Source organism: Streptomyces sp. NRRL S-37, from assembly GCF_000721605.1.
Lineage (GTDB): Bacteria > Actinomycetota > Actinomycetes > Streptomycetales > Streptomycetaceae > Streptomyces.
In genome coordinates this window covers 366,546-380,021 of record NZ_JOIZ01000019.1, presented here as the reverse complement: position 1 = coordinate 380,021, position 13,476 = coordinate 366,546, and the positions used below count along the sequence as shown (strand labels likewise).

14 protein-coding genes, 1 pseudogene and 1 riboswitch are annotated in these 13,476 nt (G+C 72.5%); of the genes and pseudogenes, 5 read left to right on the top strand and 10 right to left on the bottom strand.

The features are described from left to right. Nucleotides 1–222: 222 nt before the first annotated feature. The 7 genes from IH50_RS0127540 to IH50_RS0127510 are packed head-to-tail and all read right to left on the bottom strand — an operon-like array spanning nt 223 to nt 4,997. Nucleotides 223–693: a PH domain-containing protein gene (locus tag IH50_RS0127540; RefSeq protein WP_030867854.1), complete on the bottom strand. Its 471-nt coding sequence runs from the start codon at nt 691–693 to the stop codon at nt 223–225. Nucleotides 694–712: 19 nt separating this feature from the next. Then, on the bottom strand, nt 713–1,597 hold the full coding sequence (gene hisG, locus IH50_RS0127535) for an ATP phosphoribosyltransferase (protein WP_030867851.1): 885 nt from the start codon (nt 1,595–1,597) through the stop codon (nt 713–715). Between the two features lie 47 nt (nt 1,598–1,644). Next, nucleotides 1,645–1,917 carry a phosphoribosyl-ATP diphosphatase gene (locus IH50_RS0127530; protein WP_029383007.1) on the bottom strand — a complete coding sequence of 91 codons (273 nt, stop codon included), beginning with the start codon at nt 1,915–1,917 and terminating at the stop codon, nt 1,645–1,647. A 34-nt stretch (nt 1,918–1,951) separates the two neighbouring features. Next, nucleotides 1,952–2,437, bottom strand: a complete 486-nt coding sequence (ribH, locus tag IH50_RS0127525) for a 6,7-dimethyl-8-ribityllumazine synthase (protein ID WP_030867847.1) — start codon at nt 2,435–2,437, stop codon at nt 1,952–1,954. Nucleotides 2,438–2,458: 21 nt separating this feature from the next. Further along, nucleotides 2,459–3,748, bottom strand: a complete 1,290-nt coding sequence (locus IH50_RS0127520; RefSeq protein WP_030867844.1) for a bifunctional 3,4-dihydroxy-2-butanone-4-phosphate synthase/GTP cyclohydrolase II — start codon at nt 3,746–3,748, stop codon at nt 2,459–2,461. Continuing rightward, nucleotides 3,745–4,386 (bottom strand): nicotinamide mononucleotide transporter family protein, encoded by a 642-nt coding sequence (locus IH50_RS0127515; protein ID WP_030867842.1) that lies wholly within the window; start codon nt 4,384–4,386, stop codon nt 3,745–3,747. The genes IH50_RS0127520 and IH50_RS0127515 overlap by 4 nt, the downstream gene beginning before the upstream one ends. Further along, on the bottom strand, nt 4,383–4,997 hold the full coding sequence (locus tag IH50_RS0127510) for a riboflavin synthase (protein WP_030867838.1): 615 nt from the start codon (nt 4,995–4,997) through the stop codon (nt 4,383–4,385). The genes IH50_RS0127515 and IH50_RS0127510 overlap by 4 nt, the downstream gene beginning before the upstream one ends. 144 nt (nt 4,998–5,141) lie before the next feature. Beyond that, a riboswitch (FMN riboswitch) is annotated at nt 5,142–5,272 on the bottom strand. A 263-nt stretch (nt 5,273–5,535) separates the two neighbouring features. Here IH50_RS0127510 and IH50_RS0127505 point away from each other — a divergent pair. Both IH50_RS0127505 and IH50_RS0127500 read left to right on the top strand, forming a co-directional pair. Continuing rightward, a pseudogene (locus IH50_RS0127505) lies at nt 5,536–5,703 on the top strand (chitinase C-terminal domain-containing protein); the annotation flags it as partial. 258 nt (nt 5,704–5,961) lie between these two features. Then, nucleotides 5,962–6,759, top strand: a complete 798-nt coding sequence (locus tag IH50_RS0127500) for an SDR family oxidoreductase (protein ID WP_051767463.1) — start codon at nt 5,962–5,964, stop codon at nt 6,757–6,759. Between the two features lie 204 nt (nt 6,760–6,963). Here the strand turns inward: IH50_RS0127500 and IH50_RS0127495 are convergent, their stop codons facing one another. Then, nucleotides 6,964–8,154, bottom strand: a complete 1,191-nt coding sequence (locus tag IH50_RS0127495) for an ROK family transcriptional regulator (protein ID WP_030867832.1) — start codon at nt 8,152–8,154, stop codon at nt 6,964–6,966. 132 nt (nt 8,155–8,286) lie between these two features. Here IH50_RS0127495 and IH50_RS0127490 point away from each other — a divergent pair, with 132 nt between their 5' ends. Further along, nucleotides 8,287–9,492, top strand: a complete 1,206-nt coding sequence (locus IH50_RS0127490; RefSeq protein WP_030867829.1) for an MFS transporter — start codon at nt 8,287–8,289, stop codon at nt 9,490–9,492. Here IH50_RS0127490 and IH50_RS0127485 read toward each other — a convergent pair. Beyond that, nucleotides 9,452–9,910, bottom strand: a complete 459-nt coding sequence (locus IH50_RS0127485; protein WP_030867826.1) for an acyl-CoA thioesterase — start codon at nt 9,908–9,910, stop codon at nt 9,452–9,454. The two genes, IH50_RS0127490 and IH50_RS0127485, sit on opposite strands and share 41 nt — an antisense overlap. A gap of 175 nt (nt 9,911–10,085) precedes the next feature. On the opposite strand from IH50_RS0127485, the gene IH50_RS0127480 reads away from it, so the two are divergent. Next, nucleotides 10,086–11,489, top strand: a complete 1,404-nt coding sequence (locus tag IH50_RS0127480) for a uracil-xanthine permease family protein (protein ID WP_030867823.1) — start codon at nt 10,086–10,088, stop codon at nt 11,487–11,489. Here IH50_RS0127480 and IH50_RS0127475 read toward each other — a convergent pair. After that, nucleotides 11,471–12,601, bottom strand: a complete 1,131-nt coding sequence (locus IH50_RS0127475) for a glycoside hydrolase family 6 protein (protein WP_030867818.1) — start codon at nt 12,599–12,601, stop codon at nt 11,471–11,473. The two genes, IH50_RS0127480 and IH50_RS0127475, sit on opposite strands and share 19 nt — an antisense overlap. A gap of 173 nt (nt 12,602–12,774) precedes the next feature. Between IH50_RS0127475 and IH50_RS0127470 the strand changes: the two genes are divergently transcribed. Further along, nucleotides 12,775–13,461 carry a DUF5995 family protein gene (locus IH50_RS0127470; RefSeq protein WP_030867816.1) on the top strand — a complete coding sequence of 229 codons (687 nt, stop codon included), beginning with the start codon at nt 12,775–12,777 and terminating at the stop codon, nt 13,459–13,461. Nucleotides 13,462–13,476: the final 15 nt, after the last annotated feature.

Below are 13,476 nucleotides of genomic sequence, written 5' to 3'. Positions count from 1 at the left end.
GGGGGCGGCGCAGGTACTACAGGACGATCCGTCCATCGCCGGAGAGGGTCACTCCTCGGATAGCTGGAGCCCCTGTGCACCGGGCGGGGCGGCAGGGGCACAGGCGCGGTCGTCGCGCCTGTGCCCACCAGATTAATCAAGACATGGGCGACTGTGGCAGGTGGACGTCCCCGATGTCTCCCGGAGCCGGGCCCCGGGCCGTCCCCGAGGGATGGCTCCGGGTCAGCTCCGGGGTGCCTCGGGCCCGGCCGTGGAGCGGACCTCGATGAGCGCCCGCAGGGCCCGCGCGTCGGCGACGGCCCGCTGTCTGGCGATGCCCGGCTGGATGCCGAGCGCGGGCAGGCTGGTGCCGTCGCTGAGGTCGAGGAAGACCCAGGGATCACCGGAACGGAGGTTCACCTGAAGGATCTCCGCCCATTCCAGGCGACGCCGGCTCACGATGTTGACGACGGTGACGCCCGTCTCGTCGGCGACGACCTTCGGCCGGGCCAGCAGAAGCAGCACGCCGGCCAGCAGCGCGGCGGTGAACACGAAGCTGATCCGCTCCCCCGGGCTGAGCTGCTCCAGCAGCAGCGCGATCAGGGTGATGACCACGAAGAGCGCGGCACCGGCCGTGAGCAGCACCGCGCGGGTGCGGCCCGGGCGGAAGGTGACGGGCAGGTCGGGCAGCCGGCCCGCGGTCGTGTCGGACATCGTGGTGCTCCGGGTCCGGTCAGAGGCGGCAGGCGTGGATGGCCGTGGTGAGGATGGCGCGGGCGCCGATGTCGTACAGGTCGTCCATGATCCGCTGGGCCTCCTTGGCGGGGACCATCGCGCGGACGGCGACCCAGCCCTCGTTGTGCAGCGGGGACACGGTGGGGGACTCCAGGCCCGGGGTGAGGGCGACGGCCTTCTCGAGCTGTTCGACGCGGCAGTCGTAGTCCATCATCACGTACGTCCGGGCGACCAGGACTCCCTGGAGGCGGCGCAGGAACTGCCGCACCTTGGGCTCCTCGCCGTCCGCTCCGGTGGTGGGGGTCCCCCCGGGCGAGTGTGTTCGAGCCCGGGGGAGGATGACGACGGCCTCGGACTTCATGATCGGTTCGCCGGTGATCTCCAGGCCGGCGTTGCGCAGCGAGGTGCCGGTCTCGACGACGTCCGCGATGACCTGGGCGACACCGAGCTGGATGGCGGTCTCGACGGCGCCGTCGAGGTGGACGACGGAGGCGTCGATGCCGTGGTCGGCGAGGTGTCCCGCGACGATGCCCTCGTAGGAGGTGGCGATCGTCTTGCCCTTCAGGTCCGCCAGGCCGCCGAGGGTGCCCGGCTTGGTGGCGTAGTGGAAGGTGGAGCGGGCGAAGCCGAGGGGGAGGATCTCCTCGGCGTCGGCGCCGGAGTCGATCAGCAGGTCGCGGCCGGTGATGCCGATGTCGAGCTGTCCGGAGGCGACGTAGATGGCGATGTCACGCGGGCGGAGGTAGAAGAACTCGACCTCGTTCGCCGGGTCGACGATCCGCAGTTCCTTGGACTCGCGGCGCTGCCGGTAGCCGGCCTCATGCAGCATCTCCCCCGCGGGGCCTGACAGGGAACCCTTGTTGGGGACGGCGATGCGCAGCATGAGGTCGGCTTCCTTCGTGTGAGGGGGTGTGTCGTGGACGCGGGGATTCACAGGTGGGCGTAGACGTCGTCGAGGGAGATGCCGCGGGCGACCATCATCACCTGGACGTGGTAGAGCAGCTGCGAGATTTCCTCGGCGGCCGCTTCCTTGCCCTCGTACTCGGCGGCCATCCAGACCTCGGCGGCCTCCTCGACGACCTTCTTGCCGATGGCATGGACGCCCTTGTCGACCAGCTCGGCGGTGCGGGAGGTGGCGGGGTCGCCGTGGGCGGCCTTCTGCTGGAGCTCGGTGAACAGCTCCTCGAACGTCTTCTTGGACATGGTGGTCCTTACCCTACGCGGTGACGGGGGCTGCTCACCGCCAGGGCTCGGATACCGAACGCAAGCAGGCCGCGGTGGCCACCGCGGCGGTGACCGCCTCGTGCCCCTTGTCCTCGCTGGAGCCGGGCAGCCCGGCGCGGTCCAGGGCCTGCTCCTCGTCGTCACAGGTGAGCAGGCCGAAACCGACGGGGACACCGGTGTCGACCGAGACCTGGGTGAGGCCCTGGGTGACGCCCTGGCACACGTAGTCGAAGTGGGGCGTGCCGCCCCGGATGACGACGCCGAGGGCGACGACCGCGTCGTAGCCGCGGCCGGCCAGGACCTTGGCGACGACGGGGAGTTCCCAGCTTCCGGGGACCCGGAGCAGGGTCGGCTCGTCGATGCCGAGGTCGTGCAGGGCGCGCAGGGCGCCGTCCACCAGTCCGTCCATCACCTTCTCGTGCCACTGCGCGGCGATGACGGCGACCCGCAGGTCGCCCACGTCGCGTACGGACAGTTCCGGTGCACCCTTGCCGCTCACGTCTCTCCTCGCTGTCTGTCGTTACTGGTTGCCGCAGGCGGGCACGGTCGGCGTGTCCAGCCAGGGCAGGTCGTGGCCCATCCGGTCCCGCTTGGTGCGCAGGTAGCGGAGGTTGTGCTCGCTCGCGGTGACGGGCATCGGCTCGCGTCCGGTGACCTCGATGCCGTGGCGGGCGAGCGCGTCGGACTTGTCGGGGTTGTTGGTCATCAGGCGGACGCCGCGGACACCGAGGTCGGCGAGGATCCGCGCGCCGGCGCCGTAGTCGCGGGCGTCGGCGGGCAGGCCGAGTTCGAGGTTGGCGTCGAGGGTGTCCCGGCCGCGCTCCTGGAGTTCGTAGGCGCGCAGCTTGGACATCAGGCCGATGCCGCGTCCCTCGTGTCCGCGCAGGTAGACCACGACTCCGCGGCCCTCGGCCTGGATGCGCTCCAGGGAGGCGTCGAGCTGGGGGCCGCAGTCGCAGCGCCGGGAGCCGAAGACGTCGCCGGTGAGGCATTCGGAGTGGAGGCGGACGAGGACGTCCTCACCGTCGCCGAGGTCGCCGTGGACGAGGGCGACGTGCTCGATTCCGTCGACGGTGGAGCGGTAACCGTACGCGGTGAAGGTGCCGTGGGAGGTCGGCAGACGGACCTCGGCCTCGCGGCGGACGGTGGGTTCGGCGGAGCGGCGGTAGGCGATCAGGTCCTCGATGGAGATGATCGTCAGGCCGTGCTTGCGGGCGAAGGGGATCAGCTCGGGCAGCCGGAGCATGGTGCCGTCCTCGCCGGCGATCTCGACGATGGCGCCGGCCGGGCGCAGGCCGGCGAGGCGGGCCAGGTCGACGGCGGCCTCGGTGTGACCGTTGCGCACGAGCACGCCGCCGGGGCGGGCGCGCAGCGGGAAGACGTGTCCGGGGCGGACGAGGTCGGTGGGTTCGGCGGTGCCGCTCGCCAGCAGTCGGAGCGTGGTGGCGCGGTCGGCGGCGGAGATGCCGGTGGTCACGCCGTGGGCGGCGGAGGCGTCGACGGAGACGGTGAACGCGGTCTTCATCGACTCGGTGTTGTCGTCGACCATCTGCGGGAGGCGCAGCCGGTCCAGCTCCTCGCCCTCCATGGGGGCGCAGATCAGGCCGCGGCACTCGCTCATCATGAAGGCGACGATCTCGGGGGTGGCCTTCTCGGCGGCGACGACGAGGTCGCCCTCGTTCTCGCGGTCCTCGTCGTCGACGACCACGACCGGGCGGCCGGCCGCGATGTCGGCGATCGCCTGCTCGACCGGGTCGAGCAGGAGGTCCTCGACGCCGTCGGTGCTGTACAGGATCGGTGCCGTGCTCATGCGGGCGCTCCTTCCAGAGTGGGCCGCGCGTCGCGGGAGCGCAGCCACCAGTCGCGCAGTCCCCACAGGACGAGCGCGCCGTAGATGACGTAGACGAAGCCGGAGAAGGCGAAGCCGTTGGCAAAGTTCAGGGGGACGCCGACGAGGTCGACGAGCAGCCAGGCGAACCAGAACTCGACCATGCCGCGGGCCTGCGCGTACATGGCGACGATGGTGCCGACGAAGATGTAGGCGTCCGGCCAGGGGTCCCAGGACAGGGACGGGTAGAGGGTGAACAGCCCGCCGACGGCGAGGGTGCCGACGGCCGCGGCGCCCACGAGGAGAAGCCGTTCGGGGTTGGTCGCGAACCGTACGGCGACGGAGCCGTCCTGCGCCTGTCGCCGGCCGCGGTTCCACTGCCAGAAGCCCCAGGCGGCGACCAGCATGACGACGACCTGCTTGCCGGCGCTGCCCGAGAGGTGGGCGGTGGAGAAGGCGGCGAAGAGGATCAGACCGGAGACGAACTGGGCGGGCCAGGTCCACAGGGAGCGGCGCCAGCCGAGCGCGAGGGCGATCAGACCGATCACGTTGCCGAGCATGTCCGACCATTTGATGTGCTGGCCGAAGAGGGTGAAGGCCTCGGAGTTGAGCCAGTTCACCGGGAAGCCCCCTCACCGGCGACGCGGTCGCCGAGCATCCGCTCGACGTACTTGGCGATGACGTCCACCTCGAGGTTGACCGGGTCGCCGGGCTGCTTGAGGCCCAGGGTCGTCAGGGCGAGCGTGGTGGGGATCAGGCTGACGGTGAAGAAGTCGGGCCCGGCGTCGACGACGGTGAGGCTGACGCCGTCGACGGTGATGGAGCCCTTCTCCACGACGTAGCGGGAGAGGCCGGCGGGGAGGGAGATCTTCACGATCTCCCAGTTCTCCGACGGCTCGCGCCCGAGGATCTCGCCGGTGCCGTCGACGTGCCCTTGGACGATGTGGCCGCCGAGGCGGGAGCCGACGGCCGTGGGGCGTTCGAGGTTGACGCGGGAGCCGACGGCGAGGACGCCGAGGCTGGAGCGCTTCAGGGTCTCCGCCATGACGTCGGCGGTGAACTCGTCGCCCTCGTGCTCGACGACCGTGAGGCAGACACCGTTGACGGCGATGGAGTCGCCGTGCTTCACGCCTTCGGTGACGACGGGGCCGCGCAGCCGGAAGCGACAGGCGTCGTCGAGGGTTTCGACGGCGGTGATCTCGCCCAGCTCTTCGACGATTCCGGTGAACACTTCCCGGGTCCTCCTGCCTCTTCGGGCACGGACTCCGGGGCTGTCGATGACGACAGAAACCGCAGGCGACGACACCGGGGCGACGCCGGACAAAGTCCGCCCGGAGGGCGAACCGGTACGGCGACGCGCATGGATGCCCGCCCGCCGCGCACTGCCTCCCATCCGGACTTTAACCGTCGGTCCAGGAATTTCACCTGGTCAACCGGTCGCTGGAGGCGACCGGGTCGCGGACTGTAACCGCCGGTTCGGACTTTCACCGACCCCGGAGTGCGCTGCTACTGGTACGGGGCCAGTCTGCCACGGCCGGCCGCACTCCATGCGGGCGAGGAGTGTGGAGTGGCTCACAGGAAGTGACACGGAGACCGCCGAGGGTCCCGCGAGGAGCAACTCCCCCGCCGGGAAGCCTCCTTGACAGCCCGCCCAATTGGCCCATACCTATTGACGCTTTGGTCTAGTCCTCTTAAGGTCCGAGCCACCTTCCCCGGAGAGGAACCCCCCTGTGCCGTCCCCCTGCCACCGTCTCGCACGCCGCCGGCCATTCGACTACGCGACCTCGGCTCCGGGGAACGCCTCCGACCGGTCCGGTTTCGGCACCGAGGTCATCAGCAGCGACCACACGGGCGGCAATGTGGGCGGCCTGAAGGGCGACTTCCACCGGGTGTCACTGAAGCTGCCGGCATGGCAGTCGCCGGCACCGGGCGCGACGCCGCCCGGCGAATGGGGGGTCTGGCGGGACCAGGGAGCCTGCTGACCCTCCCGGAGAACCGGCCCGGCGGCGGTGACGACGGCCCTTGCCCGCCGCCGGGCCTCACCACGCGCGGATGCGCCCAGTACCGGACCCGGAGAAGCTGGACTCCGTACGGGGCGGGTCCCCGGACCGATGTCACATCCGGCGGTGGTCGATCCGTCCCAGACGCGGGGCGCTCCGTCGGGGAGCGCCGGATACCCGGAGGGACGGAACAGCATGAGCACGATCCTGGTGACCGGCGGTACCGGAACGCTCGGCCGGCACGTCGTCGCACGGCTGCGGGCGGGCGGACACGAGGTGCGGGGGCTCAGCCGGCACGCTCAGCCGTACGCCGTCGATCTGCGCGAAGGCGGGCCGGCGCTGGACGAGGCCGTCACGGGCGTGGACACGATCGTGCACTGCGCGTCGTCACCGCGCGGTGGCGACGAGGAGGCCGCGCGGAACCTGATCGCGGCGGCCCGGGGGGCCGGGGCCGGACACCTCGTGTACATCTCGATCGTCGGTGTCGACCGGGTGCCGTTCGGCTACTACAAGTCCAAGCTGGCCGTGGAGCGGCTGGTCGAGGAGTCGGGGCTGGGCTGGACGGTGCTGCGCGCCACCCAGTTCCACGACCTGGTGTTCACGGTCCTTCAGGTCATGGCCAGGATGCCGGTCCTGCTGCTGCCGGCCCGGGTGAAGAACCAGCCGGTCGACGTCACGGAGGTCGCGGACCGCCTGGCCGAGCTGGCCCAGGGCGCGCCGGCTGGCCGCGTCGACGACATGGGCGGTCCGGAGGTCCGGACGTTCGACTCCCTGGCCCGCGCGTATCTGAAGGCCACGGGCCGCCGCCGCGCGGTGGTGAAGGTCCCGCTGCGCGGCGCGTCCTACGACGCCTTCCGCGCGGGCGGCCACCTCGCCCCGGAGCGAGCGGTCGGCAAGGGCACGTTCGACGAGTACCTGGCGAAGCGGTGCGCGGTGAGCGCCGCGCGGCGACCGCCGGTGAGCGGGACGTCCGTCCGCGACCGGACGGGGTGAGCACCGGTCCGGCCGACGACGTCCGACGGCCGGGAGCCGGGCGTCCTGCCGGACGTGCGGTGCGGTGTCGTCTGTCGTCCGTGGCGCCGTCGTGGCTGGTCGCGCCCACGCGGCGGTAGCCGCACGTCAACACGGCCCCGCGCCCCTTCAGGGCGCTGCCGTGGCCGCACGTCGGTACGGTCCCGCGCTCTTCGGGGCGCTGCCTCAGTGTCCGGGTACGCCGAACAGTTCGTCCTGGGCGCGGTCGCGGGCCGTCAGGAGGGCTCCGCGGAGTACCGCGCCGCCGCCCAGGGTGCTGGGCCGTACGTCGGCGGGCAGGGGGGACAGGGCGGCCAGGCGGTCCCGTACCCGCGCGGCGAGTGCCTCGCCGCCGGCCTGGCCGATCTCGCCGCCCAGGACCACGTGGCCGGGGTCGAGCAGCGCGACCACCGAGGCGACGCCCACCGCGATCCGGTCGGCCAGGGTGTCGAGGAAGCGTGCCTCCGGGGAGGCGGGCCCGGCCGACGCGACGGCCGTCCGTACCGCGCCCGCCGCCGGCGGCTCGATGCCCGGCTCCGCCACGACGCCGTACTCCTCCGCCAGCTCCGCGACCGCCGCCGCCCCCACCAGGGAGTGGTAGCCGCCCGCGCAGTCGGTGGCCGAGGGCAGACCGCGGGTGCCCGGGACCGGGAGGAAGCCGATCTCGCCCGTACCGCCGGAGGCACCCCTGCGCAGGGTGCCGTCGAGGATCACGGCGGCGCCGGTGCCGTGGCCCAGCCACAGCAGGACGAAGGTGTCCCGGTCACGGGCCGCGCCGTCGCGCTGCTCGGCCAGCGCGGCGAGGTTGGTCTCGTTCTCCACGCTGACCCGGGCCTCGGGGAACCGTTCCTGGAGTACGGCGACCAGGCGCCGGTGCCACTCGGGCAGGCCCGTGGAGTCGCGCAGTTCGCCGCTCGCGGGGTCGATCAGCCCGGGGGCGCCGATCCCGACGGTGTGCAGCCGGTCGGCGCCCGCCTCCTTCGCCGTCCGCTCGACCAGCGCGACCGCCTGTTCGACCGCCGGTCCGGTGCCCGCCTCCCCGGTGATGGGCAGGGCGGCCTCGGCCAGCACCTCGCCGACGAGGTCGGAGACGACCACGGCGACGCCCTCGGTGCGGACGTCCAGCGCGGCCAGGTGCGCCCGGTCCGCGACGATGCCGTAGAGCTTGGCGTTGGGGCCGCGCCGCTGCTCCCCCGCCTCGCCGGCCACCGTGATGAGCCCGGCGGCGGTGAGCCGCTCGACGAGGTCGGCGACGGTCGGCCGGGACAGTCCGGTCAGCTGCTTCAACTGCCCTGCGGTCAGCGGGCCTTCCTGCTGGAGCAGACGCAGGGCGAGCCGGTCGTTGATGGCTCTGGCGGTGCTCGGGGATGCGGCCATGCCGGGATCCTTCCAGATCGGCGGGGCCGGCCGGCGCATGCTCCGTCCCCGGATACCCCATATCTTTCAGGCAGGGTTCCTGATAGTTTACGGCGGCGCAGACGGAAACCGACGGCCGGGAGGGGCGGGACGATGAGCGCAGTGGTCCATCAGCAGCGCGATGTGAGGCGGGCGCGGTACGCCGTGGCCGCCGTGTTCGCCGTGCACGGCGCCGTCACCGGCTCGTTCGCCACCCGCGTCCCCTGGATCCAGGACCATGCCGGGGTGAGCGCCGGGCAGTTGGGCCTCGCGCTCGCCTTCCCCGCGCTCGGGGCGTCCCTCGCGATGCCGCTCGCGGGAAGCGTCAGCCACCGCTTCGGTGCCCGCACGGCGCTGCGCGGTCTGATCGCGCTGTGGACGCTCGCGCTGATCCTGCCGTCGATCGCCCCGAACCTGCTCACCCTCTGCCTGGCCCTGTTCGTCTACGGTGCCACGGCCGGCATGTCCGACGTGGCGATGAACGCGCTGGGTGTGGAGGTGGAGAACCGGCTCGACAAGTCGATCATGTCGGGGCTGCACGGCATGTGGAGCGCCGGCGCCCTGGTCGGCTCGGCGGCCGGCACGCTCGCCGCCCACCTGGGCACGGACGCCCGGCTGCACCACGCGCTCGCGGCCGCCGCCCTGACGGTGGCGGGCGTGACCGCCTGCACCTGGGTGCTCGACCTGCAGCCCGCCGAGGACGAGGAGCCGCCGCCGCGGTTCGCGCTGCCGCCCCGCTCCGCGCTGCTCATCGGCGCGATCGGCTTCTGCGCGGTGTTCGCGGAGGGCGCGAGCCTGGACTGGTCGGCGGTCTACCTGCGCGACCAGCTGGAGACCTCGGCCGGTCTCGCGGCCGCCTGCACCACCGGTTTCACGCTCACCATGGCCCTCGCCCGGATCGCCGGGGACCACGTGGTGGACCGCTACGGCGCCGTGCGCACGGTCCGCGCGAGCGGCGCCGTCGCCCTGCTGGGCGGACTGCTGATCGTGTTCGCCGGGCACCCCGCGGTGGCGATGGGCGGGTTCGCGCTGATGGGGCTCGGCATCGCGGTGGTCGTGCCGCTGTGCTTCGCCGCCGCCGGCCGCAGCGGCTCCAACCCGAGCCTGGCCATCGCGGGCGTCGCGACCATCACCTACACCTCGGGCCTGGTCGCCCCGAGCGCGATCGGCCTGCTGGCCCAGGCGACCAGTCTGATGGTGTCGTTCGTCCTGGTGACGGTGTTGTCGTGCGGCATCGCGGGCTTCGCGGGCGTGCTGCGCGCGGGAGACCGTACGAAAGTCACGCGTCCGGAAGCAGCAGTTCCCGAGCCCCGTCCCTGAACGTCTCGCTCCAGGGGGCCGGGCGCAGGGTCGTGGCGTCCAGCCGCACCAGCACCCGGCTGCCCCGCGCGTAGGTCACCGCCCCGTCCTGCGAGCAGAAGCGGAAGCCGTACGTCAGTCCGGTCCTGCCGAGCCGCTCCAGCCACAGGTGGACCGCGTACGTACCGGCGCGGGTCACCGGGGCCTCGTAGCCGATGCGCAGCTCCCGGACCGCGTTGCAGGCGTCGCCGGCCGCCGCCCAGTCGCCGTCGAAGCGGACGCCCTTCTCCTGCCACAGCTCGGTCCACGCCCGCTCGACGAGCAGCGGATAGCGGGCGTTGTGCAGCAGTCCCAGCGCGTCGAGGTCGTCGAAGTGGACGGTCACGGGGATCAGCCGGCCGTGGAGCAGGGCGGGGGCGAGCGGGGCTTCGGCGGTCACGGGCGGGACTCCTGGGACGTACGGGATGAATGCCGCTTACATCGAACAGCGGCGCTTCCTCATCCTAAGCAGACGCTCAGCCGGGTCGGCCATGCCCGTCCGCCTGTACGAAGCACCGCTGCCCAGCCCGCACAATGGTCCGGACACGCTGCACGTACGACGAAAGCGACAGCTCATGAATCTCGGCGTCCGGTGGAAACTGCACGGCGACGGACGCACCCCGGCCCCCGGCGCGGTGGTCCGCCCCGACGAACGGCTCTCCTGGCCCCGCACGGCGGGACTGGGCGCCCAGCACGTCGTGGCGATGTTCGGCGCCTCCTTCGTCGCGCCGGTGCTCATGGGCCTCGACCCCAACCTCGCGATCATGATGTCGGGCGTCGCGACGATCGTCTTCCTGCTGGCCACGCGCGGCCGGGTGCCCAGCTACCTGGGCTGCTCGCTCTCCTTCGTCGGCGTCGCCGCGGTCATCCGGGCCCAGGGCGGCTCCAGCGCCACCGTCACCGGCGCGGTGTTCGTGGTGGGGGCCGCGCTGTTCCTGGTGGGTCTCGCGGTACAACGCTTCGGGGCGCGGATCATCCACGCCGCGATGCCGCCGGTCGTGACCGGCGCGGTGGTGATGCTGATCGGCTTCAACCTGGCACCGGTGACCGCCTCCACCTACTGGCCGCAGGACCAGTGGACCGCCCTGTCCGTGATGCTGTTCACCGGGCTCGCCGTGGTCTGCCTGCGCGGCTTCTGGTCCCGCGTCGCGATCTTCCTCGGACTGGTCTTCGGATACGCCCTGTCCTGGGCGCTCGACCGGGTCTTCGGGAAGATCCACTCGGCGGACGCGAGCGGCAAGGTCACCGACCACTGGCGCCTGGACCTGTCCGGCGTGGGCCAGGCCGATTGGATCGGGCTGCCGACCCTGCACGGCCCGTCCTTCGAGTGGTCGGCGGTCCTGGTCGCCCTGCCGGTGGTCATCGCGCTGATCGCCGAGAACGCCGGGCACGTCAAGGCGGTCGGCGAGATGACCGGCGACGACCTCGACGACAAGCTCGGCACGGCCATCTCCGCCGACGGCGTCGGCTCCATGCTGTCCACCGCGGTCGGCGGCCCGCCCAACACCACCTACTCCGAGAACATCGGCGTGATGGCCGCGACCCGCGTCTACTCCACGGCCGCCTACTGGGCCGCCGCCGGCTTCGCCCTGCTGTTCGGCGTGTGCCCGAAGTTCGGCGCGGTCGTGGCGGCCGTCCCGGGCGGGGTCCTCGGCGGGATCACCGTCATCCTGTACGGCATGATCGGCCTGCTCGGCGCGCAGATCTGGACCAACGCCAAGGTGGACCTGCGCAATCCGCTGAACCTGGTGCCGGCCGCCGCGGGCATCATCATCGGCGTCGGCAACGTCTCGATGGAGTTCACCGACACCTTCTCGCTCAGCGGCATCGCGCTCGGCACGCTGGTCGTCATCACCGGCTACCACGCGCTGCGCGTCTTCGCGCCCGCCCACCTCAAGACGCAGGAGCCGCTGCTCGACGAGGGCACGTCCTCCTACGACACCGAAGACACCGAGGGTGATCAGCGCGCCAAGTCGTAGGCGTACGACGGGGTGAAGGTGCCCGGCGCCCCCTTGCAGCCGTCGGACTCCCCCGGCAGCTTCACCCACAGGTAGGCGTCGATGCCGGCCTCCCCGGTGCTCAGCGTCGGGGTCCGGCCGATCTTGCGGCCCGCCGGGTCGCACCACGCGCCGTCCGCCGGGGCGCCGTTGCCGTTGCGGCTGGTGTCGATCACCGCGCCGAGGCCCGGCGGTCCGCCGAGGGCGTCGAGCACGGCACGGTCGTAGGCGACCTCGTCGGCGGTGTCATGGAAGTTGGAGACGTTGCTGAAGACGCCGTCGGAGGAGGCGGCCGAGGCGGCCCCGGCCTGCCGCAGCAGGGCGGCCTGCTCGGTGGGCGCGCGCCAGCCGGAGTGCCCGGCGTCGAAGTAGACCCGCGCCCGGGGGTTGGCTTCCTTCAGCACCCGGCCGGCCCGGGCCAGCGAGGCGAAGCGGTCGGCGCGCCGCCCGACGGAGAGGCACTCGGACTGGGCGATCGCGTCGGGCTCCAGGATCACGATGACCTCGCCGCCGCCCAGTCCGGCGGCGAACCGGTCGATCCAGGCGTCGTAGGCCGCCAGATCGGGTGCCCCGCCCTCGGAGTACCCGCCGCAGTCGCGGTCGGGGATCGCGTACGGCACGAGGACCGGTGTCCGGCCCCGTGCCGCGCCGCCCGACGTCACGGCACGCACCCGGGAGGTGATCGTCTCCGGGGAGTGGTCCGCGAACCACACGGCCGCCGGCTGGTCGGCTATCCGGGACTCGATGACCGCGCGGCGCGGGTCGCCGGGGTGGGACCGCACCCAGTCCAGGACCTGGGAGTCGGGGTGGCGGTAGAGGCGGGTGGACACGGGGGCGGTCCGCCGCTTCTTCCCGGTCCCGGACGCGGACGCCTTCGGGCTCGCCTTCTCCGCCGGACCGGCCGTGGGAGAAGGGGACGTCGTCGCCGACGGCGAAGGCGAGGGCGGGAGTGACGGCACGACGTGCAGCGGTTCCGGGCGGGACGAGGAGGTCACCGCGGGGCGTGCCTCGTCCATGCCGCGTCCGTCGCCGACCGCCGACATCATCCCCGTGACGGTGCCGACCGCGACCACCACGGAGGCCGCCGCGACCATCGCGCCGCGCCGGACGACACGCCGGCGCTCGGCCCTCCGCGCGGACAGGCGCTGGGCACGCGGGCCTGACACAGTACTGCTCCCCCTCCCCCACGACGGGCACGTTCCCCCGTTCCGGGGAAGCGCCGGGCCCGCCGCCACTGGTTCCACCCTAAAGGTGCGACTCTGCGCTCATGCCGCAACGCGAACAAGTCCTCACACCTGTGGACGGGGTCGTCTCCCGTATGCGCGCGCTCGACGCGGCCCTGCCCGCGCGGGACGGGGTCGCGGTGTTCAACCGTGTCTACCTCACCGTCACGGAGGCCGTGGACTGGCGGATCGACGCGGGCCGGTTCCCGGACGCGCGGGCGGCGATCGCGCTGGACGTACGGTTCGCGGAGCGCTATCTGGCGGCGGTGGACGCGGTGTCGCGGGAGCGGCTGCCACCGGCCTGCTGGCGCCCGCTGTTCCAGTTCCGCCGGCACCCCGGCGTACGTCCGCTGCAGTTCGCCCTCGCGGGCGTCAACGCGCACATCGGCCACGATCTCGCCCTCGCCGTCGTGGACACCTGCCGTACGCTCACCTGCGAACCCGTCGACCTGGAGGACGAGTTCGACCAGGTGGGCGAACTCCTCCTCTCGATGGAGGACCGGATCCGCGAAGAGCTGACCCCGGGCCCCGAACTGCTGCGGATCGCCGACCCGCTGACCCATCTGCTGGGCGCGTGGAGCCTGGAACGCGCCCGGGACGCGGCCTGGACGGCGGCCCGCGCCCTGTGGGCACTGCGCGGACTGCCGGACATCGCCGGGGAGTTCACCGAACGCCTGGACACGGCGGTGGGCTTCGCCGGCCGCATGCTGCTCACCCCGCTGCCGGACTGACCCCGCGGCGGGGAG

Coding starts and splice junctions, on each gene's coding strand:
- IH50_RS0127475 (WP_030867818.1), bottom strand. CDS start 12,601: ATGGTCGCGGCGGCCTCCGTGGTGGTCGCGGTCGGCACCGTCACGGGG.
- IH50_RS0127540 (WP_030867854.1), bottom strand. CDS start 693: ATGTCCGACACGACCGCGGGCCGGCTGCCCGACCTGCCCGTCACCTTC.
- IH50_RS0127520 (WP_030867844.1), bottom strand. CDS start 3,748: ATGAGCACGGCACCGATCCTGTACAGCACCGACGGCGTCGAGGACCTC.
- IH50_RS0127490 (WP_030867829.1), top strand. CDS start 8,287: ATGAGCGCAGTGGTCCATCAGCAGCGCGATGTGAGGCGGGCGCGGTAC.
- IH50_RS0127480 (WP_030867823.1), top strand. CDS start 10,086: ATGAATCTCGGCGTCCGGTGGAAACTGCACGGCGACGGACGCACCCCG.
- IH50_RS0127530 (WP_029383007.1), bottom strand. CDS start 1,917: ATGTCCAAGAAGACGTTCGAGGAGCTGTTCACCGAGCTCCAGCAGAAG.
- IH50_RS0127500 (WP_051767463.1), top strand. CDS start 5,962: ATGAGCACGATCCTGGTGACCGGCGGTACCGGAACGCTCGGCCGGCAC.
- IH50_RS0127495 (WP_030867832.1), bottom strand. CDS start 8,154: ATGGCCGCATCCCCGAGCACCGCCAGAGCCATCAACGACCGGCTCGCC.
- hisG (WP_030867851.1), bottom strand. CDS start 1,597: ATGCTGCGCATCGCCGTCCCCAACAAGGGTTCCCTGTCAGGCCCCGCG.
- IH50_RS0127470 (WP_030867816.1), top strand. CDS start 12,775: ATGCCGCAACGCGAACAAGTCCTCACACCTGTGGACGGGGTCGTCTCC.